Here is a 23,591-nt window from a genome sequence, read left to right as displayed (position 1 = left end):
CCGCCAGCACCGGCGGGGCGGGGCGGCATGTTGCCCGGGGAAGCGCCGCCGGGCCGCGGCGCGCCCGGCCGGGGCGCTCCTGGACGGGGCGCCTGCGGGCGCGGGATGGGCCGGTCGACGGGTTGCGCCGACGAGAACGGGTTGTTGCCGACGCGCGGGGCGCGGGGCTTGGGCATCGGGCCCGGTCGCGGACTCGGCGTCATACCCGGGCGCGGCGCCTGGCCGGGTGGCTGCCCGGGCGCGGGCGGTTTCGGCTGCCCCGGAGACGGCGCGGACGGCCGGACGGGAGCCGGGCCCGGTCGGGCCGGTGCCTCGGCGGGCGCCCCGGCCGAGGCCGAAGGGGCGGCGGGCGTCGCCGTCGCTTCGCCGTTGCCGACCGCGCTGCCGATGGCGTTGTCGAGGGCCTTGTCGAGCGAGTTGTCGGGCGCCTTGGCGGCGGCCGCCTTGGCCGCCCCTTGTGCGGAGGCTTTCGCGGGGGCCTTCTCGGCGGCCTTGCCGCCGCCGAAGGATTCGCGCAGCCGGCGAGCCACCGGGGCTTCTACCGTCGACGATGCGGATTTAACGAATTCGCCCTGATCATTCAGTCGGGCGAGGACTTCCTTGCTGGTGACACCGAGTTCCTTAGCCAACTCGTGTACGCGGGCCTTACCTGCCACTACATCTCCTGTCTATGAGGCGACAGTCGTGGGGCCGCGCCTCGGGAATTAGCTGTAACGCATAGGAATGCGAGTCATCGGGACTTCACGGTGTGCTCATGTTCTTTGCTACCTGTTCTGTTGCCGGGCGATCGGGCGCACAGAGGAACTCTATGTGCTCGACCACCGCGGATGTATCCGGTGAACCGGTGATGCGCAGCGCTTTGGTGAAAGCCCGCCGCCGGATCGCCTGTTGCGCGCACTGCGGCTCGGGATGCAGCCATGCACCCCGCCCCGGCAGGCTCTTGCCTGTGTCAACGATCACGGCGAAGTCACCGTTCCCGTTCGGCACAGCCACCACTCGAAGCAGCTCGACGGCCAGCTCTCGCTTTCGGCACCCGACACACGTCCGTACGGGTCCACCCGCATGACGGTGCGCCAAGGCCGAAGGTTCGCGCTGGATCACGGCTCAGTCTAGCGTCACCGAATCGATGGTCAGAACCGCCCGAGGGTGCGCGGCCGCGGCCCGCCGGGCCGCTAGCGGTCGTGGGCCATTCCGTGGGTGGCGCCGTGTTCGGACTGGCTCTCCGAATGACCTCCGGAACCGCCGGGCGAGTCCCCGCGTATGTCGATGCGCCAGCCGGTCAGCCGGGCCGCCAGGCGCGCGTTCTGGCCCTCCTTGCCGATGGCCAGCGACAGCTGAAAATCGGGTACCACCACGCGGGCGGCGCGGGCAGCCTGGTCGATGATCGACACCGACACCACCTTCGCCGGCGACAGCGCGTTGGCGACGAAGCGCGCCGGATCGTCGTCGTAGTCGATGATGTCGATCTTCTCGCCGGACAGTTCGCTCATCACGTTGCGGACCCGCTGCCCCATCGGGCCGATGCAGGCGCCTTTGGCGTTCAGGCCGGGAAGGTTGGACTTCACCGCGATCTTGGAGCGATGGCCGGCCTCCCGCGCCACGGCGACGATCTCCACCGATTCGTCGGCGATCTCGGGGACTTCCAGCGAGAACAACTTGCGGACCAGGTTCGGGTGGGTCCGCGACAGGGTGATCATCGGCTCCCGGGCCCCGCGGGTCACCCCGATCACGTAGCACCGCACGCGGTTGCCGTGCTCGTAGCTTTCGCCGGGAACCTGCTCGGCCGCCGGGATCACGCCCTCGGAGGCCTTCGTCTCGGTGCCCATCCGGACCACGACCAGGCCGCGGGCGTTGGCCCGGCTGTCACGCTGGATGACGCCCGCGACGATCTCCCCCTCCCGGGTGGAGAACTCGCCGTAGGTCCGCTCGTTTTCGGCGTCGCGGAAGCGCTGGAGCATGACCTGGCGGGCGGTGGTGGCGGCGATGCGCCCGAAACCCTCGGGGGTGTCGTCCCACTCACTGATGACGTTGCCGTCTTCGTCGGTCTCCCGGGCCATCACCCGGACGACACCGGTCTTGCGGTCGATTTCGATCCGCGCGTCGTTCTGGTGGCCTTCGGTGTGCCGGTAGGCGGTGAGCAGCGCCGACTTGATCGTCTCGAGCAGCTCGTTGACCGAGATGCCCCGATCCACCTCGATGGCGTGCAGCGCGGCCATGTCGATGTTCATGCTCCGGTCTCCGTCCTGCGGGCCTGACCCATACTCGCCAGTTCCAGCTCCGCTTGGTGAGGAGGCGAAAACTCCACCTGGACAACAGCTTTCGCGATATCGCCGAGCGGGATCTCGCGCACCGTCCAGTCCCGGCCGGCGCGGATTACCAGTGCGACCGCGCCGTCGGTTGTCGCACCGACGCGGCCGGTCAGCGTCGATCCGTCCGCCAGGACGACGTCGACCTTGCGGCCGCGGGCCCGACGGAAGTGTTTTTCGCTGGTCAGCGGGCGGTCCACGCCGGGCGAGGAGACCTCGAGCACGTAGTGGCCGGAAATGGTGTCCAGGCCGTCGAGCAGTGCCGATGCCGAGCGGGACAGCGTGGCTGCCGTGTCCAGATCGAGGCCGTCGTCGCTGTCGGCGATCACCATGATTCGCGGTGGGCGGGTGCGGGTGTCGATGACCACGTCTTCGATGTCGAAGCCGGCGCGCGCAAACTCTCCATCGAGTAGCTCGATCACCTGCGTCTGCGACGGTAGCCCGGTGGTCACGGCGAGCTCCTCATCTTGAGTTGTCCGGTCATCTGGCGGATGTCGGCGCCCCGATGGCTTCGCAGGCGACTTCCGGCGTCCCCGCGGCGGAGCATCCATGCCGACGTTGCTGTCAGTGGCTGCCCTCTGCGAGAACCAGCTATCCACGATACGCCAGGATTCGAGGTTGACGGCGGGATCGCGTCCTGGCATCTTGCCCGCCTTCGCCCCGATGGCAGGATGTCCTTGTGCCTAGCGCAGTTCCGTTCCTCAACAGACGAGATGTCCTCGCCGGCGGTGCGGCGTTGGCTGCGCTCGGGGCGGTGGTGAGCGCGTGCGGCAAGCCCGCTCCCAAGCCCCCGCCCGTCGAGCAACTGCTGGGGCCGCTCGATCAGGCCCGGCACGACAGCGCGCTGGCGGGTGCCGCCGCCGCGGCCGTCGGGAACCCGCCACAGGTCGCCGCCGCGCTGGGGGTGGTGGCCAGCCAGCGCGGCGCACATGCCCGCGCGTTGTCGGCGGAGATCTCGCGCGTGGCCGGCAAGCTGGCCACATCGTCCTCGAGCGAAACGCCCAGCCCGAGCCAGGCCGCGCCGCCCGGGCCGCCCCCTCCCCCGCCGCCGGTGTCCGACGTGATCGACGCGTTGCGCGCCTCGGCCGACAGTGCGAGTCGCCTGGTGGGCACCGAATCCGGCTACCGGGCCGGACTGCTCGCCTCGATCGCCGCCTCTTGCACGGCGTCGTACACGGTTGCGCTGGTCCCCGGGGGTCCGTCGATATGACCTCCGGCAAGGACGCCGACAACACGGCGCTGTGCGACGCGCTGGCCATCGAGCATTCGACGATCTACGGCTACGGCATCGTGTCCGCGCTGTCGCCGCCGAGCGTGAACGACATGGTGGTGGAGGCGCTCGCGCAGCACCGCCAGCGCCGCGACGACGTCATCGCCATACTGAACGCCCGCAAGGTGACCGCTCCGGTCGCGGCGGCCGGCTACCAGCTGCCGATGGTGGTCGGCGGTCCGGCCGACGCCGCGCGGCTGGCGGCACGGATGGAGAACGACGGCGCGGGCGCGTGGCGCGTGGTCGCCGAGCACGCGGAGACCGGCGCGGATCGCGCGTTCGCGGCGACCGCCCTGGTCCAGAGCGCGGTGATGGGCGCGCGGTGGAGCCGCGTGCTGGGCGCCTGGCCCATCACGACGAGCTTTCCCGGCGGAAACGACTAGCGGCTCAGCGCCGCCGCGATGTCGCTGGCCAGCGAGGGGCCGGCCGCGAGTTCGCGGGTTTGGCCGCCGAAGCGGTCGCGCAGTTCCACCACGCCGTCCGCCCAGCCCCGCCCCACCACGACGATCCACGGCACGCCGAGCAGTTCGGCGTCCTTGAACTTCACCCCGGGCGAGGCCTGACGGTCATCGAGCAGCACTTCGACGCCCAGCCGGTCCAGCTCGTCGGCCAGGTTGGTGGCTCCGGTGCGGGCCTGCGCGTCCTTGTTGGCGATCACCAGATGGACGTCGAAGGGCGCGACCGCCGCCGGCCAGCGCAGGCCCAGCTCGTCGTGGTGTTGCTCGGCGATGACGGCGACCATCCGCGACACCCCGAGGCCGTAGGAGCCCATGGTCAGGCGCACCGGCTTGCCGTCCTCACCGAGCACGTCGGCGGTGAACGCGTCGGTGTACTTGCGGCCGAGCTGAAAGATGTGGGCGACCTCGATACCGCGTGCGGAGACCAGCGGGCCCCCGCCGTCCGGGGAGGGGTCGCCGTCGCGCACCTCGGCGGCCTCGATGGTGCCGTCGGCGGTGAAGTCCCGGCCGGCGACCAGTCCGACGACGTGCCGTCCGGGCTCGTCGGCCCCGGTGATCCAGCTGGTGCCGTCCACCACCCGCGGGTCGACGAGATAACGAACACCGTTGCCCTGCAACGCTTTCGGTCCGATGTAGCCCTTCACCAGGAAGGGGTATTTGGCGAAGTCGGCGTCGTCGAGCAGCGCGTATTCGGCCGGTTCCAGCGCCGCGCCCAGCCTCTTGTCGTCGACCTCGCGGTCCCCCGGCACCCCGATGGCCAGCAGCTCCCACTCCCCGCCGGGCTGGCGGACCTTGAGCAGGACGTTCTTCAACGTGTCGGCCGCGGTGACGGGGCGGCCCAGGTCCGCCTGGTTGGCCCAGTCCACCAGGGTGGCGATGGTGGGGGTGTCGCCGGTGTCGTGGACTACCGCCTCGGGCAGCCCATCGATCGGCTGCGCCTCTGGGCGGGCGGTGACGACGGCCTCGACGTTGGCCGCATAACCGGATTCCAGGCACCGCACGAAGGTGTCCTCACCGACCGCGCTCTCGGCAAGGAATTCCTCCGAGGCGCTGCCGCCCATGGCGCCCGAGACGGCGGAGACGATGACGTAGCGCACCTGCAGGCGCGAGAAGATGCGCTGATAGGCCTCGCGATGCGCGTGGTAGGCGGCCTTGAGTCCGGCGTCGTCGATGTCGAACGAGTAGGAGTCCTTCATCAGGAACTCGCGCACCCGCAGGATGCCGGCCCGCGGTCGCGCCTCGTCACGATATTTGTTCTGGATCTGATACAGCAGGACCGGAAAGTCTTTGTAGGAGCTGTATTCGCCCTTGACGGTCAGCGTGAACAGTTCTTCATGGGTGGGGCCCAGCAGGTAGTCGTTGCCGCGGCGGTCCTGCAGCCGAAACACCGAGTCGCCGTACTCGGTCCACCGGTTCGTCGTTTCATACGGTGCGCGCGGCAGCAGGGCGGGGAACAAGATCTCTTGCCCGCCAATGGCGTTCATCTCGTCGCGGACGATGCGCTCGATTCGGCGCAGCACCCGCAGTCCCAGCGGCAGCCAGCTGTACAGCCCGGGCGCGATGGGCCGGACGTAGCCGGCCCGGATCAACAGCTTGTGGCTGGCGACTTCGGCGTCGGCGGGATCGTCGCGCAGGGTGCGCAAAAACAGCTGGGACATCCGGGTGATCACAGCGGGCCAGCCTAGCGGTGACTTGGCGCTCGGCGACGATGCGGGCCGCGTCGGCCCGCTGAGGAACCGGGCAATCAGGCAGAGCGCAACGAAGTTGGGCGCGGCAGGTCACCGCCATCGAGCACAGCGGTGATTGTGAAGAGCGTCCGCGCCGGTGAGCTACAGCTCCCCGGCGTCCATCGCTTCCTTGACCTCTTGTGCGTGCGCAACCTGGTCGGGGGTGTAGCCGATCAGCAGCGCCGCACCGCCGACGATCACGGCGACGCCGGCCACCCACAGCAGCCCGTAGGTGTAGCCGTGGTCCAGCGCGGACAACTGCGCGTCGCTCATGAACTTCACCGGTCCGGTGGTGCCGCCCAGATACAGCGTGCGCGAGGTGATTACCGCCTGGATGACGGCCAGCACCAGCGGCCCGCCCAGGCTTTGCAGCATCAGCGTGACCGCCGAGACCGGGCCGATCTGGTCAAAGCCCACGCCGGCGATGGCCGACAGTGTCAGCGGGACGACGGCCATGCCGATGCCGATCCCGCCGACCACGATGGGCAGCACCAGGTTGGGGAAGTAGGCGACGCCGCGGTGCATGAACGCCCAGCCGTACAGCATCGCCCAGAAGAGCAGGATCCCGCCGCCGATGGTCAGCACCCGCGGCGAGAACCGCGACACCAGCTGCGAGGAGACGCCGAGGCCGATTCCCATCGCGATGACGAACGGGATGAAGCCGATGCCGGCGCGCAGCGCGCTGTAACCGAGGATGTCCTGCACGTACAGGCCGATGCACACGGTCAGGCTGAACATGAGCCCGCCGGCCAGGAAGATGGCGATGAAGGTGACCAGCCGGTTGCGGTCACGGAACAGGTTGAACGGGACGACGGGATTTTCCGCCGTGCGTTCGACGATGACGAAGGCGAGGGCGGCACCGAGCGCCACGACGCCCGACCCGATGGTGGTGATCGACACCCAGCCCTTTTCCGGACCCATCGAGAAGGCGAACACGGCCGCGGTGCACGTCAGGGTGGCCAGCATGGCGCCGGTGGCGTCGAGCTTCATCCGCTCGCGGTTGGTCTCGCGCAGCGCGGTGCGCGCCAGGTAGATCATCAGCAGGCCGATCGGCACGTTCACCAGGAACGCCAGCCGCCACGACACCTCGGTGAGCGCGCCGCCGACCACCAGGCCCATCACCGAACCGATCGCCGTCATCGCGGCGAACACCGCGGTCGCGAAGTTACGGGCCGGGCCCTTGGGGAAGGTCGTCGCCACCAGGGCCAGACCGGTCGGCGAGGCGATGGCCGGGCCCACCCCCTGCGACAGCCGCGCGACGACCATGGTGGCCTCGTCCCAGGCGACCGCGCACAGCACGGATGAGATGGTGAACAGTGCGACACCGACGATGAAGGTGCGCTTGCGCCCGATGGTGTCGCCGAGGCGGCCACCCAGCAGCATCAGCCCACCGAAGGTCAGCACGTAGGCGGTGATCACCCAGCTGCGGCCGGCGTCGGACAGGCTGAGGTCGTTCTGGATCTTGGGGAGCGCGACGATGGCGACGGTGCTGTCCATCGTGGCGAGCAGCTGCATACCGCCGATGGCGATGACGGCCGCAATGAAGCGCCGAGAGGGCAGCCATGCCGGGTAGTACTTGCTGATGCGCTTGAGGGCGGTCTCCGCCGGGGGATTGGAGGCGGTCTCCGCCGGGAGCGCAGTGCTCGCCGGGGCCGGACGATCGGGGCGCGCCGAGGCAAGCTGTTGCATCGCGCGCTCTGCATCGTTGAGAGCCGTCATAAAGGGTTACCTTACAGTAATCTTAAGAATCGTTTAAAGCCCGAAGGCCGCCACGGCGCCGATCACGATGATCGCGGGAGGTCGAATACCCTCGGCGCGGACCTTCTCGGGCGTGTCGGCCAGGGTAGCCCGCAAAGTGTGTTGGGCGGCGGTCGTTCCATGCTGAACCACCAGTACTGGCGTATCCGCAGGTCGTCCGCCTTTGAGCAGGGCGTCGGCGAAGAGTTCGATGCGTTCGACCGCCATCAGCAAAACGATCGTGCCTGACATTGCGGCCAGTGCGTCCCAATTCACTAACGATTCGGGGTGGCCGGGCGGCAGATGTCCGCTGACCACCACAAACTCGTGATTTATCGCCCGATGAGTGACCGGAACGCCCGCCAAAGCGGGGACTCCTATGGCACTTGTCACACCTGGCACCACCGTCACCGGAATCCCGGCCTCGATGCACGCCAGCACTTCTTCATATCCGCGCGCGAACACGAAGGGGTCGCCACCTTTGAGGCGCACCACGAAGCTGCCGGAGCGGGCGCGTTCGATCATGACGTCGTTGATGGCGTCCTGGGCCATGGCCCGCCCGTACGGGATCTTGGCGGCGTCGATGACTTCGACGTGTGGGGGCAGCTCGGCCAGCAGCTCCGGTGGCGCGAGACGGTCGGCGACCACGACGTCGGCCTGGGCCAGCAGACGCCGGCCGCGCACGGTGATCAGTTCGGGATCGCCGGGCCCGCCGCCGACCAGCGCGACGCCGCCCTTGACGACGTCGGAGCTCACCGGGCTGTCGGGCGTGATGAGCCCGGTCTGCAGCGCCTCGCGAATAGCCGAGCGGATCGCCGCCGACCGGCGGTGGTCCCCGCCGGCCAGCACTCCGACGGACAGTCCGGCGTAGTCGAAAGACGCTGGGGTTACTGCGGTTCCCTCGACGGCGATGTCGGCCCGGACGCAGAAAATGCGACGGCTTTCGGCCTCGGCGACCACCGCCTCGTTCACTCGCGCGTCGTCGGTGGCCGCGATCGCGTACCAGGCTCCGTCGAGGTCGCCGTCTCGGTATTCGCGCAGTGCCAGGGTGATTCCGGTCATCGCCTCGACGGACCTGGTGGCGCTGCGGGAGATGACGTGAACGTCGGCGCCGCTGGCGATGAGCAAGGGCAGCCGGCGTTGGGCAACGGTGCCGCCGCCGACCACGACGACCTTTTTGCCGTTCAGCCGCAGCCCAGCGAGGTAGGCGCTCTCGGTCACCCGGCAAGCCTAGTGGCGATCGCGAGCGCGGCGAAGCCGGGCGCTGCGGGTCGCCACCATCGATCTAGTGGCGATCGCGAGCGCGGCGAAGCCGGGCGCTGCGGGTCGCCACCATCGATCTAGTGGCGATCGCGAGCGCGGCGAAGCCGGGCGCTGCGGGTCGCCACCATCGATCTAGTGGCGATCGCGAGCGCGGCGAAGCCGGGCGCTGCGGGTCGCCACCATCGATCTAGTGGCGATCGCGAGCGCGGCGAAGCCGGGCGCTGCGGGTCGCCACCATCGATCTAGTGGCGATCGCGAGCGCGGCGAAGCCGGGCGCTCGCGTGTGCGACGAAGCGCGCCACCGACTCCGGCGCCGCGGCCGGATGGGTGTGCAAATATGACGCGTGGACCCCGCCGTGCACGACACCGTCGCGCACGGGACCGCCCTGCCGTTCGGCGCCGTGGGCCCGATACATCCAGGCGGGTTGATAGTCGTCGGTGAATGTGACTGTGGTCCGGTGGAATTCATGCCCCACCGCACGCTGGCCGGCGGCGTACAACGACGAATCCGCGACGGCGACGGCATCGCGATACGCCAGGGACAGGTGCGAGGTGAATTGCGCCTGCCCCGCCAGCACACCGCACATCGGATGGCCGTCTAACTCGGAGACCAGATAGATCAGTCCGGCACACTCGGCGTGTATCGGCGCCCCGGCGGCGGCCAGTTCGTTGATCTGACGGCGCACCAGCTCATTGGCCGAGAGCTCCGCGGTGAACTGTTCGGGAAAACCCCCGGGCAGCAACACCGCGTCGGTGCCGTCGGGCAACGCATCGACGAGGGGATCGAATTCGGCGACCTCGGCGCCGGCGGCCTTCAGCAGCTCCGTGTGTTCGGCGTAGCCGAAACTGAAGGCCTTTCCGGCCGCTACCGCGACGCGAGCGCGCCCCGCGGGCGTCTCCCCTACCGCCGCAGCGGGATCCCACGGCGAATGCACGACCCGGCCTCCGGCGACCGCGGCGATGGCCGACAGATCGACGTGGCGGGTGACCAGGGCGGTCATCGCATCCACCGCCAACCGTGCCCGCTGCCCGTACTCCACGGCGGTGACAAGGCCCAAATACCTTGTCGGCAACTCCAATTCGGCCACCCGGGGGATGGCGCCCAGCACCGGGACCCCGGCCTCCTCGCAGGCCTGCCGAAGCACCTGCTCGTGCCGCGCCGATCCGACCCGGTTCAGGATCACACCGGCGACGCGGGTCGCGGTGTCGTATGTCGAAAAGCCGTGCAGCAAAGCGGCGATGCTCTGGCTCTGCCCGCGCGCATCGACGACCAGGACGACGGGCGCGCCCAGCAGTCCGGCGACGTGTGCCGTCGATCCCGACGCGGGGCTCATGGCGGCGGGCCCGATGCGTCCGTCGAACAGCCCCATCACCCCTTCGATCACGGCGATGTCCGCGCCTGTTGCGCCGTGGGCGTACAGCGGGCCAATCAGGTGCTCCCCCACCAGGACCGGGTCGAGGTTGCGGCCGGGCCGGCCGGCGGCGAGGCCGTGATAGCCGGGGTCGATGAAGTCCGGGCCGACCTTGAACGGCGCCACGGTGTGGCCCGCGCGCCGCAGCGCGCCGACCAAACCAGTTGCCACCGTAGTCTTTCCACTACCCGAGGCTGGAGCGGCGACGACGACGGCGGGAACACTCACCACTCAATGCCCTTCTGCCCCTTACGCCCGGCGTCCATCGGATGCTTGACCTTGGCCATCTCGGTCACCAAATCGGCCGCGTCGATCAGGCGCGGCGGGGCGTCGCGTCCGGTGATGACCACGTGCTGATACCCCGGCCGGGCCGCCAGCAGCTCCACCACCTCGTCGACATCCACCCACCCCCACTTGAGCGGGTAGGTGAACTCGTCCAGGACGTAGAAGTCGTGGTGCTGATCGGCCAGCCGCCGCGCGATCTCCGCCCAGCCGTCGGCAGCCGCCGCCGCGTGGTCGACGTCGCTGCCCGCCTTGCGGGTCCAGGACCAGCCCGCACCCATCTTGTGCCATTCGACGGGAGCGCCGATCCGATGCTCGTCGTGCAGCTGGGCCAGCCGGGCGAAGACCGCCTCCTCGCCCACCTTCCACTTGGCGCTCTTGACGAACTGGAACACCGCCACGGACAACCCGGCATTCCATGCCCGCAACGCCATTCCGAATGCCGCCGTGGACTTTCCCTTGCCGGCGCCGGTGTGCACGGCCAGCACGGGCGTGTGACGGCGCGCCCGCGTAGTGAGGCCGTCATCGGGAACTTGGAGTGGAACGCCTTGCGGCATCGGCGCTTATCCTTTCCGTTCAGGCGGCGTCGCGCACCGCACGCGTCAACGAATCCGCATGCAACTGCTCGAGCCGGATGGCCGGCGCGCCGAGTTGGCGGGCCAGTTGCTCGGCCAGGCCCAGCCGCACGAAAGATGTCTCGCAGTCCACGACCACCGCTGCGGCACCCTCGGCCGCCAGCCGGGCAGCCGCGGTTCGGGTGCGGCCCAAGGGATCCGGACCGGCGGTGGCCCGGCCATCGGTCAGCACCACTATGAGCGAACGCCGCGCCCGGTCACGCGCCTTCTCCCGCAGGATGAGTTCACGCGCGGCCAGCAGCCCTTCGGCCAGTGGGGTCTTGCCGCCGGTGTCGAACCGGGCCAGTCGCCGCCCGGCGATGTGCGCCGATGAGGTCGGCGGCAACAACAGCCGCGCTTGGTGCTCGCGGAAGGTGATTACGGCGACCTTGTCGCGCCGCTGATAGGCGTCCCGCAGCAGCGACAGCGTGGCACCGCTGACCGCCGCCATGCGATCGCGCGCGGCCATCGAACCCGACGCGTCCACGACGAAAATCACCAGATTGCCTTCGCGTCCCTCGCGTACGGCGCGGCGCACATCGTCCGGCCGCGGCCGTAGCGGACCGGCACCGGCGCGCTCGGCGGCCGAGAGCAGGGTGGCGAACAGGTGCAGTCCATGCCCCGCGCAACTCGTGTCGTCGGCGCCGGCGGCGGCGATGACGCTGCCACTGGCGTTCCGGGCCCGCGACCGTCGTCCGGGCGCCCCCTCCCCGACACCCGGAACTCGCAGCGCGCGGGTGCGGAACGTCTTCGACGGCGGCGCGCTGGGCCTGGTCTTCGGTTGCTGGGGATTGGCGTTTTCTGGTGAATTCTGTTGCGGCGCATCCTGTTCGGTTTGGGTGGACTGGCCGCCGCCGGGCGGGTCGGGATCGGGGTCCGGCTCGGAACCGGCTCGCGCCAGGGCCTCGTCCAGCTGATCGCGGTCGATGCCCGGATCGTCGAACGGATCGCGGCGGCGCCGATGCGGCAGCGCCAGCTCGGCGGCCACCCGGATGTCTTCTCCCTCGACGGCGTGCGCGCCGCGCCAGGCCGCGTGCGCGACGGCGGTGCGGGCCACCACCAGGTCGGCGCGCATGCCGTCGACGTCGAACGCCGCGCACAGCGCCGCGATGCGCCGTAACTCTTTGTCGGGCAACACCACATCGTCGACCAACACGCGCGCCGTTGCGATCCGCCGGGCCAGTTCGGCATCGGCGTCGGTATATCGCTCGGCGAAGCCGTCCGGGTCGGCCTCGTAGGCCATCCGCTGCCGGATGACCTGTACCCGCACGTCGACGTCGCGCGAGGCGTGGACGTCGACGGTGAGCCCGAATCGGTCCAGCAGCTGTGGACGCAGTTCTCCCTCTTCGGGATTCATGGTGCCGATCAACACGAACCGGGACTCGTGTGAATGGGAGACGCCGTCGCGTTCGATGTGCACCCGCCCCATCGCTGCGGCGTCGAGCAGCACATCGACCAGATGATCGTGCAGCAGGTTGACCTCGTCGACATAGAGCACGCCGCCGTGCGCGCGGGCGAGCAGGCCGGGTGAGAACGCGTGCTCGCCGTCGCGCAGCACCCGCTGCAGGTCCAGCGAGCCGATCACCCGGTCTTCGGTTGCCCCGAGCGGCATTTCGACCAGGCCGGCGTCGCTTCCGGTGGCCTCGGACAGCAACGCCGCAAGGCCGCGCACGGCCGTCGACTTGGCGGTGCCCTTCTCGCCGCGGATGAGCGCGCCACCGATCTCCGGGCGGACGGCGCACAGCAGCAGGGCCAGGCGCAGCTGGTCGTGCCCGACGATCGCGCTGAACGGGTAGGGCTTCACGGCTTCACCGCCAAACCCGAGCCGGGCCGCAACATGGGGACGTGCGGAACGCCGTCGTCGAGGAAATCGTCGCCGTCGCGGACGAATCCGTGTTGGGCGTACATGTCCGTCAGGTAGGCCTGCGCATTGATCCGGCACGGGTAGTCACCCACCTCGGCCAGCGCCGCGCGCAGCAGCCGGGTGGTATGCCCCTGACCGCGCGCATTGCGCTTGGTGCACAGCCGCCCGATCCGAAACACCTTCTCGCCCCCGGCGTGCTCCTCCATCAGCCGTAGCGTGGAGATCACCTCGCCGTCCGGCGTTTCCAGCCAGAAGTGCCGGGTCTCGGCGAGCAGGTCACGCCCGTCCAGCTCCGGGTATGGGATCGCCTGTTCGACCACGAACACCTCCACCCTGAGCTTGAGCAGCTCGTAAAGTGTCTGGGCGTCAAGGTCTTTGGCCCAAGTACGTCGCAGCGCTTCTGTCACCGGCTCCGCTCCTCATCGCCCAACCCCAGCACCTTCGTTCCCCAGGAAAAAACCTCGTCGTACAGCGCCGGCTCATCCGACAGCTTCGCCCCCAGCGACGGAACCATCTCCTTGAGCGCGGGTAACCACGATTGAAAGCGGTTGGCGAAGCAGCGTTCCAGCACGCCGAGCATGATCGGCACCGCCGTCGACGCTCCCGGGGAACCGCCGAGCAACCCAGCGATGCTTCCGTCGGCGGCGCCCACCACGGTGGTGTCGAAGTCGAGCACACCGCCCTTGCGCTTGTCGCGCCGGATCACCTGCACCCGCTGGCCGGCCACCGTCGGCTCCCAGTCCGAAGCGACTGCGGTGGGGGCGAACTCGCGCAGCGCGCGAAGCCGATCCGGTCCGGACAGCCGCAGCTGCCCGATCAAATATCTGACCAGCGTCAGCTGACCGATTCCGACACCGACCAGCGAGGCCAGGTTGTCCGGCTTCACCGAGCGGGACAGATCGGTGAAGTGTCCGTGCTTCAAGAACTTCGGTGACCAGCCGGCGTATGGGCCGAACACCAGCCACGGCTTGCCGTTGACGTAGCGCAGGTCTAGATGCAGCGCGCCCAGCGGCGGGGCGCCCGGTGCGGGCACGCCGTACACCTTGGCCCGGTGCGCGGCGGTGAGCGCCGGATTGCCGGCGCGCAGGAATCGGCCGCCGATCGGGAACCCGGCGAAACCCCGGACCTCGTGGATGCCGGATTTCTGCAACAGCGGCAGCGCCGCACCGCCGGCCCCGACGAAGACGAATTTAGCGTTATGACGGTGCTTTTCGCCGGTGCGCCGGTTGCGGATCGACAGCGTCCACGTGCCGTCGGACTGGCGGGACAGGGCGCGGACCTCGTGACCGAACAGCGCGGTCGCGCCGCTGCGCACACAGAAGCCGACGAGTTGTCGTGACAGAGCGCCGAAGTCGACGTCGGTGCCGTTGGGCGCCCAGTTGAGCGCCGTGGGTTCGGAGAAGTCGCGTCCGGCCGCCATCAACGGCAACCGGCGGGCGAACTCGGCCGGGTCGTCGATCAATTCGACACCCGCGAACAGCGGGTTGGACGCCAAGGCCCGCTGCCGGCGCCGTAGATAGTCGACGCGCTGCGCGCCGCGCACGAAGCTCGCGTGCGGGATCGCGGTGAGGAAGCGTCTATCGGTCAGGATCCCGTTCTCGACAGCGTAGGCCCAGAACTGCCGGGTCACCTGGAATTGCTCGTTGATGCGCACGGCTTTGCCGATGTCGATGGAGCCGTTGGCGCGCTGCGGGGTGTAGTTCAGCTCGCACAGCGCCGAATGCCCGGTGCCCGCGTTGTTCCACGGGCTGCTGCTTTCGCCGGCGACGGCATCCAGGCGCTCCACGAAGGTCATCGACCAATCCGGCTGCAGCCGGCGCAGCAACGCCCCCAGCGTCGCGCTCATGATGCCCGCGCCTACCAGCACGACGTCTGTGGACGTGGTTGTGGCTAGCGCTGACACCGGCGTGCTGGTCCTTCCCTCGACTGGGCCGATCCTCAGGTTATCCCGAGGCAATTGGGCCGCGAACCACGTGCGCCGCCCCGCCCTCAGCAAAAGCTCTAAGCTGGCCTCGTGACTGGCAGGGTGGCCCGCGAAGTGACCGGTTGGGTGCCCGACGTTCTTTCCGGTTACCAGCAGCGCACCCTCGCGCTCGGGTCCGATCCGGCCGGTGAGGGCGACATCGTCGCGACCCTGATACGCCGCGGATCCGAACCGCAGCACGCGGGCCGCGGGACAATCCCCGCCGCGCACGCGGTGTTGGCGGTGCACGGCTACACCGACTACTTCTTCCATACCGAGCTGGCCGATCATTTCGCGGCCCGCGGCTTCGCCTTCTACGCGCTGGACCTGCACAAGTGCGGCCGGTCGTGGCGCGACGGCCAAACGCCGCACTTCATCACCGACCTCACCAACTACGAGGCCGAACTCGATCAGGCGCTGGCCGGCGTCGCGGAGCACGACCGGGTCCTGCTGTACGCGCATTCCGCGGGCGGACTCATCGTGTCGCTGTGGCTGGACCGGTTACGCCGGCGAGACCCGGCCGCGCACGCCCGCGTCGGCGGCCTGGTGCTCAACAGCCCGTTCTTGGACCTGCCCGGCCCGCCCATCCTGCGGCATTCCATGACGGTGGCGCTGATCGCCGGCTTGTCCCGCGTGCGGTCCAAGGGCGTGGCCCGGTCGCCCGGTGACGGCGGCTACGGCACCACCCTGCACCGCGACTATGGCGGCGATTTCGATTACAACCTGCAGTGGAAACCCGTGGGCGGCTTCCCCATCACCTTTGGCTGGCTGCACGCCATCCGACGCGGCCAGGCCCGGCTGCACCGTGGCCTCGACGTCGGCGTGCCCAATCTGATCCTGCGATCCGATCGCAGCGTGCACGAAGGCACCGATTCCGCGTCCATGCAGTGCGGCGATGCGGTTCTCGACGTCACCCAGATCGCCCGCTGGGCGGGCTGCGTCGGCAACCGCACCGCAGTGGTCCCGGTGGCCGACGCCAAGCACGACGTGTTTTTGTCGTTGCCCGAGCCGCGCGCAGTCGCCTATCGGGAACTGGATCTGTGGCTGGACGGCTACCTGCGCACTGTCAACGATGCCCCGGCGTCGCTGCGAAAGGGGTGACGGCTTGGAGACCTACGACGTCGCGATCATCGGAACCGGTTCTGGCAACAGCATTCTCGATGACCGATTCGACGATAAGCGGGTGGCGATCTGCGAAGAGGGCACCTTCGGTGGCACATGTCTGAACGTCGGGTGCATCCCGACCAAGATGTTCGTCTACGCCGCCGAGGTGGCCCAGACTGTCCGGGATGCGGCGCGCTTCGGCATCGACGCGCGCATCGACCGGGTGCGCTGGGACGATATCGTGTCGCGCGTCTTCGGGCGCATCGATCCGATCGGGGTCGGCGGTGAGGACTATCGCTGTTCGGCACCCAACGTCGATGTGTACAAGCAGCACACCCGCTTCGGGCCGGTCCAGTCCGACGGGCGCTACCTGTTGCGCACCGATGCCGGCGACGAATTCACGGCCGACCAGGTGGTGATCGCCGCCGGCGCGCGAGCGGTGGTGCCCCCGGCGATCCTCGAGTGCGGCGCCCGGTACCACACCAGCGACACGATCATGCGAATCCCCGAACTGCCAGAACATCTGATGATCGTCGGAGGCGGTTTCGTCGCGGCCGAATTCGCCCACATCTTCTCCTCGCTGGGCTCACGCGTCACCCTGGTGGTCCGGGGCTCCACACTGCTGCGCCATCTCGACGATGTCGTCAGCGAGCGCTTCACCCGTATCGCGTCGAGCAAATGGGAACTGCACACCCACCGCAACGTCGTGGGCGCCGAAAACCACGGTCCGGGCGTCGCGGTGGAACTCGATGACGGTCGCACCGTGCACGCCGACGCGCTGCTGGTGGCGACGGGCCGGGTGTCCAACGCCGATCGACTCGACCTCGAGCAGGCCGGAGTCGCTGTCGAGGACGGCCTGGTGGCCGTCGATCAGTACCAGCGGACCACGGCGCGTGGGGTTTTCGCGCTCGGCGACGTCTCGTCGCCCTATGAGCTCAAACACGTGGCCAATCACGAGGCGCGCGTGGTGCAGCACAACCTGTTCTGCGACTGGGACGACACCGGGGCGATGGCCGTCACCGACCATCGCTACGTGCCCTCGGCGGTGTTCACCGATCCGCAGGTCGCCAGCGTCGGGCTGACCGAAAACGAAGCCATCGCAAAGGGTTTCAAAGTCTCGGCGAAGATCCAGGACTACGGCGACGTCGCCTACGGGTGGGCGTCGGAGGACACCACCGGGATCGTCAAGCTCGTCGCCGAGCGCGGCACCGGGCGCCTGCTGGGCGCGCACATCATGGGCCAGCAGGCCTCATCGATCATTCAGCCGTTGGTCCAGGCCATGAGCTTCGGGCTGACCGCGGCGCAGATGGCCCGGGGGCAATACTGGATCCACCCGGCGCTTCCCGAAGTGGTGGAGAACGCTCTACTGGGTCTGGCTTAACCCCGGCGCGGTCGCGCGGCGGGCTTGTCGTCGTCCTGGCATTGCGGACACAGGCCGTGCAGCGTCAGACCCGCGGCGTCCGACAGCGCGAAGGAACTGCCCGCCATCGCGTGTTCGAGTGCCGAACTCAGCTGGCGGGCGGGCACCTCGATGATGGTGCCGCAGTTGGTGCATACGGCGTGATGGTGCGGCGCGGTGGCCAACCCATAGGTCGTCACGCCGCCGTCGAGCGTCAACGCGTGCAGCACGCCCTGGTCGACGAGCGTGGTCACGGTGCGGTAGACGGTCGCCACGTCGGGCGCGTGTGTCCCGGACGGCAGGCATTCCCGCATCCGCTTGTAGATCTCGCCGACGGGCAGGTGACCGTTGACGGGCTCGAGCACCGCCAGCACCTGGATGCGCGAGGCCATTCGTCGCAGCCCCCGGGCGCGCAGGAAATCGCCGATCCTCTCGGTGACCGACGCATCCAGTGCCGAGGGCTTGGGCGCCACCGCTTCAGTGTCGCGCCCAAGCGGGCGGATCGCCAGTCTTCGACGAGATCCAGGCTCCGCGATTCCTGCAACTCACTTGCATCTGGGAAGCCGTGGAACTTACAGTCGTGCCGGTTGTTCTCAGCCGATACCGCAAGGACGCGCCGGAAGGACCCCAGTGGCCAGTACCGAGATCGACTGGCGGCCGTCACGGACGACCAGGCTTCTCGGCGCCCTGACGCCGGCGCAGTGGTGGCGACTGGCATCGATGCTGGCGGTGATCGTCGCGCTGCACATGCTCGGCTGGTTCACCATGATGTTCTTCGTGGCGCCGGCCCAATACAGCCTGGGCGGCAAGGCTTTTGGCGTCGGTATCGGCTTAACGGCCTACACCCTGGGCATGCGTCACGCCTTTGACGCCGACCATATCGCCGCCATCGACAACACCACCCGCAAGCTGATGAACGACGGGCAACGCCCGCTGGCCGTCGGCTTCTTCTTTTCGCTGGGCCACTCCACCGTGGTGTTCGGGCTGGCGGTGCTGCTGGCGTGTGGAGTGCGGACGGTCGTCGGACCGGTCAGCGACGACTCCTCGACGCTGCATCACTACACCGGGCTGATCGGCACGAGCGTCTCGGGCGTGTTCCTGTACGCAATCGCGCTTCTCAACGTCATCGTCCTGGTCGGCATACTGCGCGTCTTCGCGCGGCTACGCCGGGGCGAATTCGATCCCGAGACCGACGCGGCCGAACTGGAGCGGCATCTGGACAACCGTGGGGTGATGAACCGGTTGCTCGGCCGCTTCACCAAGTCGATCACCAGGTCCTGGCACTGCTATCCGGTCGGCTTGTTGTTCGGGCTCGGGTTCGACACCGCCACCGAGATCGCGCTCTTGGTGCTGGCCGGTACCAGCGCAGCCGCCGGGCTGCCCTGGTACGCCATCATGTGTCTGCCGGTGCTGTTCACCGCGGGCATGTGTCTGCTGGACACCATCGACGGCTCGTTCATGAATTTCGCCTACGGATGGGCCTTTTCCAACCCCGTGCGCAAGATCTACTACAACATCACCATCACGGCGCTGTCGGTGGCGATCGCGTGGGTGATCGGCAGCATCGAACTCCTCATCCTGTTCGCCGACCAGTTCGGTTGGCGCGGGCCCTTCTGGAGCTGGATCGGGGGGCTGGACCTCAACACGATCGGCGACTTCATCGTCGGCATGTTCGTCGTCACGTGGGCGGTGGCTCTGCTCATCTGGCGCTACGGGCGCATCGAAGAGAAGTGGACCGCCTGAACCGAACGAGCCAAGGCCGACCACAGATCGCCGTTCGGGTGTAGAACGGTGCTCATGGGCTCGTTGGCCTGCGCCCAGCTCGCGGATCGGCGGTGACCGGCGGTGCACGAGCTGTCGCTGTGCGAGGCGATCGCCGGTGTCGTCAAGAATCACGCCGACGGTCGCCACGTCGACGTGGTGCGGGTGCGGGTGGGCGCCCTTCGGCAGGTGGTGCCGGAGTCGCTGTCATTCTGCTGGACGCTGGTCCGCGACGCCGAGGACATGCCGGACGCCGAACTGGAACTCGAGTGCGTCGGCGCCGAAGTCGAGTGCCGTGCGTGCGGCGGGCAATCCGAGATCACCTCGCCGTGGTCGATCTGGTGCCCCCGGTGTGACAGTTCCGACGTCGAGGTGCTGCGCGGCAACGAATTCTTGGTGACGTCGTTAGATGTCTCGTGAAAGGCGTTGACGATGGGTAGATTTCATCGGCACGACGATGGAACCGTGCACACCCACGAACACGATCACGTTCCGCACGATCACGATCATGGCGATCACAGCAGCTATCAGACCGGCAGTCAGCGCATCGACGTGCTGGAGGCGATCTTCGCCGAGAACGACGTGCTCGCCGACGCGAACCGGGCGGCCTTCGAGAGCAACGGGGTGCGCACCCTGAACCTGATGAGCTCTCCGGGATCGGGCAAAACCACCATCCTGCAGGCAACGCTCGACGAACTCGCCGGCGAACTGGCGCTCGGGGTGATCGAGGGCGATATCGCCACCGATCTGGATGCGGCAAAGCTCAGCGGCCGCGGCGCCCAGGTGTCACTGCTCAATACCAGCAACGGATTTGGCGGCGAATGCCACCTCGATGCGCCCATGATCAACCGCGCGCTGCCCGGCCTCGACCTCGCCGCGCTGGACCTGGTGATCATCGAGAACGTCGGAAATCTGGTCTGTCCGGCGGAGTTCGATGTCGGCGAGCACGCCAAGGCAATGGTCTATTCGGTGACCGAGGGCGAGGACAAGCCGCTGAAGTACCCAGTGATGTTCCGGTCCGTGGACGTGGTACTGCTCAACAAGATCGACTTGGTGCCCCACCTCGACGTGGATGTCGACACGTACATCGCCCATGTTCGCGAAGTGAATGCGGCAGCGACAATTCTGCCCGTCAGCGCCCGCACGGGCGCTGGCATGGGCGCCTGGTTCGGCTGGCTGCGGCGCTTCGCCACCGACGCGCCCTAAACCGCGCGCGCGACGCCCACCGGGGGAGCGCCGCTCCTGCGAACCATTCGCAGGACGACCGGGCCCGTGTTGGCTGGCCACAATCGACGGATCACCTAGGCGCGCAACGCCTTTCGACGCTATACAACACATGACTATTAGTCCCTCAAGTCGGACCGTTGACAACGCTCGATAGCGGGAGTAGACCCAAAAAATAGCGCTGCGCAAGTGGGCCGACGGTCGACTCCGGTGGCGCAGGAGCCCCAGCCCGGCTCCGGAAAGCTGCAGCATGCCAACAGAAGCAGCAGTCAAGGCAGAACAAACATTGATCCATGTTCTATGGATCAATGCGGGCCTCAGTTGTGACGGTGATTCGGTGGCGTTGACTGCTGCCACCCAACCGAGCGTCGAGGAAATCGCATTGGGGGCCCTGCCAGGACTCCCCCAAGTCGCCGTGCACTGGCCCCTCATCGACTTCGAATGCGGACCCAACGGAGGTGCGGACGACTTCCTGGAGTGGTTCTTCAAGGGCGACCGCGGCGAGTTGGAGCCCTTTGTGCTCGTCGTCGAAGGATCCATCCCGAACGAGAAGATCAAGGACGAAGGCTACTGGTGCGGCTTCGGCAACGACCCGGCCACCGGGCAGCCGATCACCACCAGCGAGTGGCTCGACCGGTTGGCCCCCAAGGCCACCGCCATCGTGGCGGTCGGGACCTGCGCCACCTACGGGGGAATCCACGCGATGGCCGGCAACCCGACCGGAGCGATGGGCGTGCCGGATTACCTCGGCTGGGACTGGAAGAGCAAGGCGGGCATTCCGATCGTGTGCGTGCCCGGCTGCCCGATCCATCCCGACAACCTGTCGGAGACGCTGACCTACCTGCTCTACATGGCGACCGGTCAGGCGCCGATGATCCCGCTCGACGACGCGCTTCGCCCACAATGGCTGTTCGGCAAGACCGTGCACGAGGGGTGTGATCGGGCCGGCTACTACGAGCAGGGCGACTTCGCCACCGAGTATGGATCACCGAAATGCATTGTGAAGCTTGGCTGTTGGGGGCCGGTTGTCAAATGCAATGTGCCCAAGCGCGGGTGGATCAACGGCGTCGGGGGCTGCCCCAACGTCGGTGGAATCTGCATCGGTTGCACGATGCCGGGCTTCCCGGACAAGTTCATGCCGTTCATGGACGAGCCACCGGGCGGCAAAATCTCGAGCACCGCATCGGGTCTGTACGGAACCGTGATTCGCAGTCTGAGGGGTATCACGGAACGCACCGTCGACAAAGAGCCGCGGTGGCGCCACAACGGTGACCAGCTCACCACTGGAGCGCGCCGCACCTGGTAGGTCACCTACCCGGTCGGCGCGCTCTTCTCCACTCGTAGCCGAAGAGCCGTCGCCACATCAGCCAACGCTGACGACAGCCAAAGCGGGAAGAAGTAGCGCGATGACAACCATCATTCCTGACCCCACCCACGCCAAGCGGGAGCCCGGCCAACTGGTCGACATGGCCTGGGACCCCATCACCAGGATCGTGGGCAGCCTGGGCATCTACACCAAGATCGACTTCGAGAACAAAGAAGTCGTCGAGTGCCACAGCACTTCGTCGATCTTCCGCGGCTACTCGATCTTCATGAAGGGCAAGGATCCCCGCGACGCCCACTTCATCACCAGCCGCATCTGCGGCATCTGCGGGGACAACCACGCCACCTGTTCGTGCTACACGCAGAACATGGCTTACGGCGTCAAGCCGCCGCATCTGGGTGAATGGATCGTCAACCTCGGCGAGGCCGCGGAATACATGTTCGACCACAACATCTTCCAGGAGAACCTGGTGGGCGTGGACTTCTGCGAGAAGATGGTCTCCGAGACCAACCCGAGCGTGCTTTCCCTGGCAGAGAAAACCCCGGCACCGCACGCCGACGCGCACGGGTACAAGACGATCGCCGACATCATGCGCTCGCTCAACCCGTTCAGCGGCGAGTTCTACCGCGAGGCGCTCGTGGTCAGCCGCTGGACACGAGAGATGTTCTGCCTCATGGAGGGTCGCCACGTGCACCCGTCCACGCTGTACCCCGGTGGGGTCGGCACCGTCGCGACCGTTCAGCTGATGACCGACTACATGACGCGGCTGATGCGCTATGTCGAGTTCATGAAGAAGGTCGTGCCCATGCACGACGACCTGTTCGACTTCTTCTATGAGGCCCTGCCCGGTTACGAGAACGTCGGGCTGCGCCGCACCCTGCTCGGCTGCTGGGGTTCCTTCCAGGATCCCGAGGTGTGCAACTTCGAATACAAGGACATGGAGCGCTGGGGTAACGCGATGTTCGTCACCCCGGGCGTGGTGGTCGACGGCAAGCTGGTCACCCACTCGCTGGTGGACATCAACCTCGGCATCCGAATCCTGTTGGGCAGTTCATATTACGATGACTGGACCGACCAGGAGATGTTCGTCAAGACCGACCCGCTGGGCAACCCGGTGGACCGGCGCCACCCGTGGAACCAACACACCAACCCGCACCCGCAAAAGCGGGACTTAGAGGGCGGCAAATACAGCTGGGTGATGTCACCGCGCTGGTTCGACGGCAAGGACCACCTCGCGCTGGACACCGGCGGCGGACCACTGGCCCGGCTGTGGGCGACGGCGCTGGCCGGCCTGGTAAACATCGGTTACGTGCAGGCGACCGGCAGCAGCGTCAAGATCAACCTGCCCAAGACGGCCCTGAAGGGGCCCGTCGAACTGGAGTGGAAGATCCCCAAGTACGGCAGCAACACGATCGAACGCGACCGGGCGCGCACCTACTTCCAGGCCTACGCGGCGGCGTGCGCGCTGCACTTCGCCGAGAAGGCGCTCGAGGAGATTCGCGCCGGGCGCACCAAGACGTGGGAGAAGTTCGAGGTGCCCGACGAGGCCATCGGCTGCGGCTTCACCGAGGCGGTGCGCGGTGTGCTCAGCCACCACATGGTGATCCGGGACGGCAAGATCGCCAACTATCACCCGTACCCGCCCACACCGTGGAATGCCAACCCGCGCGACAGTTATGGCACACCGGGTCCGTACGAGGATGCGGTGCAGGGGCAGCCGATCTTCGAGGAGAACGGCCGCGACAACTTCAAGGGAATCGACGTCATGCGCACGGTCCGCAGCTTCGATCCATGCCTGCCGTGTGGCGTGCACATGTACCTGGGTAAGGGCAAGACCCTGGACAGACTGCACACGCCAACCCAGTCACCCGTCGAGGAGTGAC

22 protein-coding genes are annotated in these 23,591 nt (G+C 67.9%); 9 read left to right on the top strand and 13 right to left on the bottom strand.

What is annotated here, in order from left to right:
• From A5753_RS17905 to rimP, 4 genes are all read right to left on the bottom strand, one after another.
• Window positions 1–656: translation initiation factor IF-2 N-terminal domain-containing protein (locus A5753_RS17905; RefSeq protein ID WP_197694734.1), on the bottom strand; the 656-nt coding region annotated here is incomplete at its 3' end.
• Window positions 657–741: 85 nt separating this feature from the next.
• Window positions 742–996 carry a YlxR family protein gene (locus A5753_RS17900; RefSeq protein ID WP_369829333.1) on the bottom strand — a complete coding sequence of 85 codons (255 nt, stop codon included), beginning with the start codon at window positions 994–996 and terminating at the stop codon, window positions 742–744.
• Between the two features lie 176 nt (window positions 997–1,172).
• Window positions 1,173–2,228, bottom strand: a complete 1,056-nt coding sequence (nusA, locus tag A5753_RS17895) for a transcription termination factor NusA (protein WP_067130980.1) — start codon at window positions 2,226–2,228, stop codon at window positions 1,173–1,175.
• Window positions 2,225–2,758 (bottom strand): ribosome maturation factor RimP, encoded by a 534-nt coding sequence (gene rimP, locus A5753_RS17890; RefSeq protein WP_067130977.1) that lies wholly within the window; start codon window positions 2,756–2,758, stop codon window positions 2,225–2,227. Before rimP ends, nusA begins: the two co-directional genes overlap by 4 nt.
• A gap of 227 nt (window positions 2,759–2,985) precedes the next feature.
• Between rimP and A5753_RS17885 the strand changes: the two genes are divergently transcribed.
• Window positions 2,986–3,516, top strand: coding sequence for a hypothetical protein (locus tag A5753_RS17885; protein ID WP_067130974.1), 531 nt, complete (start codon window positions 2,986–2,988; stop codon window positions 3,514–3,516).
• Window positions 3,513–3,959 (top strand): ferritin-like domain-containing protein, encoded by a 447-nt coding sequence (locus A5753_RS17880; RefSeq protein ID WP_067130971.1) that lies wholly within the window; start codon window positions 3,513–3,515, stop codon window positions 3,957–3,959. Before A5753_RS17885 ends, A5753_RS17880 begins: the two co-directional genes overlap by 4 nt.
• Here the strand turns inward: A5753_RS17880 and A5753_RS17875 are convergent.
• From A5753_RS17875 to mqo, 8 genes are all read right to left on the bottom strand, one after another.
• The gene (locus A5753_RS17875; protein ID WP_067130968.1) at window positions 3,956–5,704 is read right to left on the bottom strand and encodes a proline--tRNA ligase; all 1,749 of its coding nucleotides are present in this window, start codon (window positions 5,702–5,704) and stop codon (window positions 3,956–3,958) included. The genes A5753_RS17880 and A5753_RS17875 overlap by 4 nt on opposite strands.
• Before the next feature lie 159 nt (window positions 5,705–5,863).
• Window positions 5,864–7,480, bottom strand: coding sequence for an MFS transporter (locus A5753_RS17870; RefSeq protein WP_067130965.1), 1,617 nt, complete (start codon window positions 7,478–7,480; stop codon window positions 5,864–5,866).
• A gap of 33 nt (window positions 7,481–7,513) precedes the next feature.
• The gene (gene cobA, locus A5753_RS17865) at window positions 7,514–8,719 is read right to left on the bottom strand and encodes a uroporphyrinogen-III C-methyltransferase (protein WP_067130961.1); all 1,206 of its coding nucleotides are present in this window, start codon (window positions 8,717–8,719) and stop codon (window positions 7,514–7,516) included.
• 284 nt (window positions 8,720–9,003) lie between these two features.
• Entirely contained in the window at window positions 9,004–10,401 is a 1,398-nt protein-coding gene (locus tag A5753_RS17860) for a cobyrinate a,c-diamide synthase (RefSeq protein WP_156656151.1), read from the bottom strand.
• Window positions 10,398–11,012 (bottom strand): cob(I)yrinic acid a,c-diamide adenosyltransferase, encoded by a 615-nt coding sequence (cobO, locus tag A5753_RS17855; RefSeq protein ID WP_067130955.1) that lies wholly within the window; start codon window positions 11,010–11,012, stop codon window positions 10,398–10,400. The genes A5753_RS17860 and cobO overlap by 4 nt, the downstream gene beginning before the upstream one ends.
• A gap of 19 nt (window positions 11,013–11,031) precedes the next feature.
• A complete protein-coding gene (locus A5753_RS17850; protein ID WP_067130952.1) occupies window positions 11,032–12,873 on the bottom strand; it encodes a magnesium chelatase subunit D family protein in 1,842 nt (613 codons plus the stop codon).
• Window positions 12,870–13,340, bottom strand: a complete 471-nt coding sequence (locus A5753_RS17845; RefSeq protein WP_067130947.1) for a GNAT family N-acetyltransferase — start codon at window positions 13,338–13,340, stop codon at window positions 12,870–12,872. Before A5753_RS17845 ends, A5753_RS17850 begins: the two co-directional genes overlap by 4 nt.
• The gene (mqo, locus tag A5753_RS17840; protein ID WP_082971363.1) at window positions 13,337–14,836 is read right to left on the bottom strand and encodes a malate dehydrogenase (quinone); all 1,500 of its coding nucleotides are present in this window, start codon (window positions 14,834–14,836) and stop codon (window positions 13,337–13,339) included. The genes A5753_RS17845 and mqo overlap by 4 nt, the downstream gene beginning before the upstream one ends.
• Before the next feature lie 147 nt (window positions 14,837–14,983).
• On the opposite strand from mqo, the gene A5753_RS17835 reads away from it, so the two are divergent.
• Entirely contained in the window at window positions 14,984–15,997 is a 1,014-nt protein-coding gene (locus tag A5753_RS17835) for an alpha/beta hydrolase (RefSeq protein WP_067131014.1), read from the top strand.
• Window positions 15,998–16,001: 4 nt separating this feature from the next.
• On the top strand, window positions 16,002–17,381 hold the full coding sequence (gene mtr / locus A5753_RS17830) for a mycothione reductase (RefSeq protein ID WP_067130944.1): 1,380 nt from the start codon (window positions 16,002–16,004) through the stop codon (window positions 17,379–17,381).
• Here the strand turns inward: mtr and A5753_RS17825 are convergent.
• Window positions 17,378–17,872 carry a Fur family transcriptional regulator gene (locus tag A5753_RS17825; RefSeq protein ID WP_067130941.1) on the bottom strand — a complete coding sequence of 165 codons (495 nt, stop codon included), beginning with the start codon at window positions 17,870–17,872 and terminating at the stop codon, window positions 17,378–17,380. The two genes, mtr and A5753_RS17825, sit on opposite strands and share 4 nt — an antisense overlap.
• A gap of 157 nt (window positions 17,873–18,029) precedes the next feature.
• On the opposite strand from A5753_RS17825, the gene A5753_RS17820 reads away from it, so the two are divergent.
• The 5 genes from A5753_RS17820 to A5753_RS17800 all read left to right on the top strand — a co-directional run bounded on the left by A5753_RS17820 (window position 18,030) and on the right by A5753_RS17800 (window position 23,590).
• Complete coding sequence (locus tag A5753_RS17820; protein ID WP_067130939.1) at window positions 18,030–19,142, top strand: HoxN/HupN/NixA family nickel/cobalt transporter; 1,113 nt, start codon at window positions 18,030–18,032, stop codon at window positions 19,140–19,142.
• A gap of 102 nt (window positions 19,143–19,244) precedes the next feature.
• Window positions 19,245–19,580, top strand: coding sequence for a hydrogenase maturation nickel metallochaperone HypA (locus A5753_RS17815; RefSeq protein ID WP_067130936.1), 336 nt, complete (start codon window positions 19,245–19,247; stop codon window positions 19,578–19,580).
• Window positions 19,581–19,592: 12 nt separating this feature from the next.
• Complete coding sequence (gene hypB / locus A5753_RS17810; protein ID WP_067130933.1) at window positions 19,593–20,366, top strand: hydrogenase nickel incorporation protein HypB; 774 nt, start codon at window positions 19,593–19,595, stop codon at window positions 20,364–20,366.
• Between the two features lie 268 nt (window positions 20,367–20,634).
• Window positions 20,635–21,690, top strand: a complete 1,056-nt coding sequence (locus A5753_RS17805; protein WP_067130931.1) for a hydrogenase expression protein HypE — start codon at window positions 20,635–20,637, stop codon at window positions 21,688–21,690.
• A gap of 100 nt (window positions 21,691–21,790) precedes the next feature.
• Window positions 21,791–23,590, top strand: a complete 1,800-nt coding sequence (locus tag A5753_RS17800; RefSeq protein WP_067130928.1) for a nickel-dependent hydrogenase large subunit — start codon at window positions 21,791–21,793, stop codon at window positions 23,588–23,590.
• Window position 23,591 lies beyond the last annotated feature (1 nt).

Source organism: Mycobacterium sp. 852002-51971_SCH5477799-a, from assembly GCF_001667145.1.
Lineage (GTDB): Bacteria > Actinomycetota > Actinomycetes > Mycobacteriales > Mycobacteriaceae > Mycobacterium.
The sequence above is the reverse complement of the archived record's forward strand: the minus strand, read 5'-3'. Positions and strand labels throughout refer to the sequence as shown.

Excerpts from the sequence above, each read along its gene's own strand:
- A5753_RS17800 (WP_067130928.1), top strand. The coding sequence starts at position 21,791 with ATGACAACCATCATTCCTGACCCCACCCACGCCAAGCGGGAGCCCGGC.
- A5753_RS17880 (WP_067130971.1), top strand. The coding sequence starts at position 3,513 with ATGACCTCCGGCAAGGACGCCGACAACACGGCGCTGTGCGACGCGCTG.
- hypB (WP_067130933.1), top strand. The coding sequence starts at position 19,593 with ATGGGTAGATTTCATCGGCACGACGATGGAACCGTGCACACCCACGAA.
- cobO (WP_067130955.1), bottom strand. The coding sequence starts at position 11,012 with ATGCCGCAAGGCGTTCCACTCCAAGTTCCCGATGACGGCCTCACTACG.
- nusA (WP_067130980.1), bottom strand. The coding sequence starts at position 2,228 with ATGAACATCGACATGGCCGCGCTGCACGCCATCGAGGTGGATCGGGGC.
- A5753_RS17805 (WP_067130931.1), top strand. The coding sequence starts at position 20,635 with ATGCCAACAGAAGCAGCAGTCAAGGCAGAACAAACATTGATCCATGTT.
- A5753_RS17870 (WP_067130965.1), bottom strand. The coding sequence starts at position 7,480 with ATGACGGCTCTCAACGATGCAGAGCGCGCGATGCAACAGCTTGCCTCG.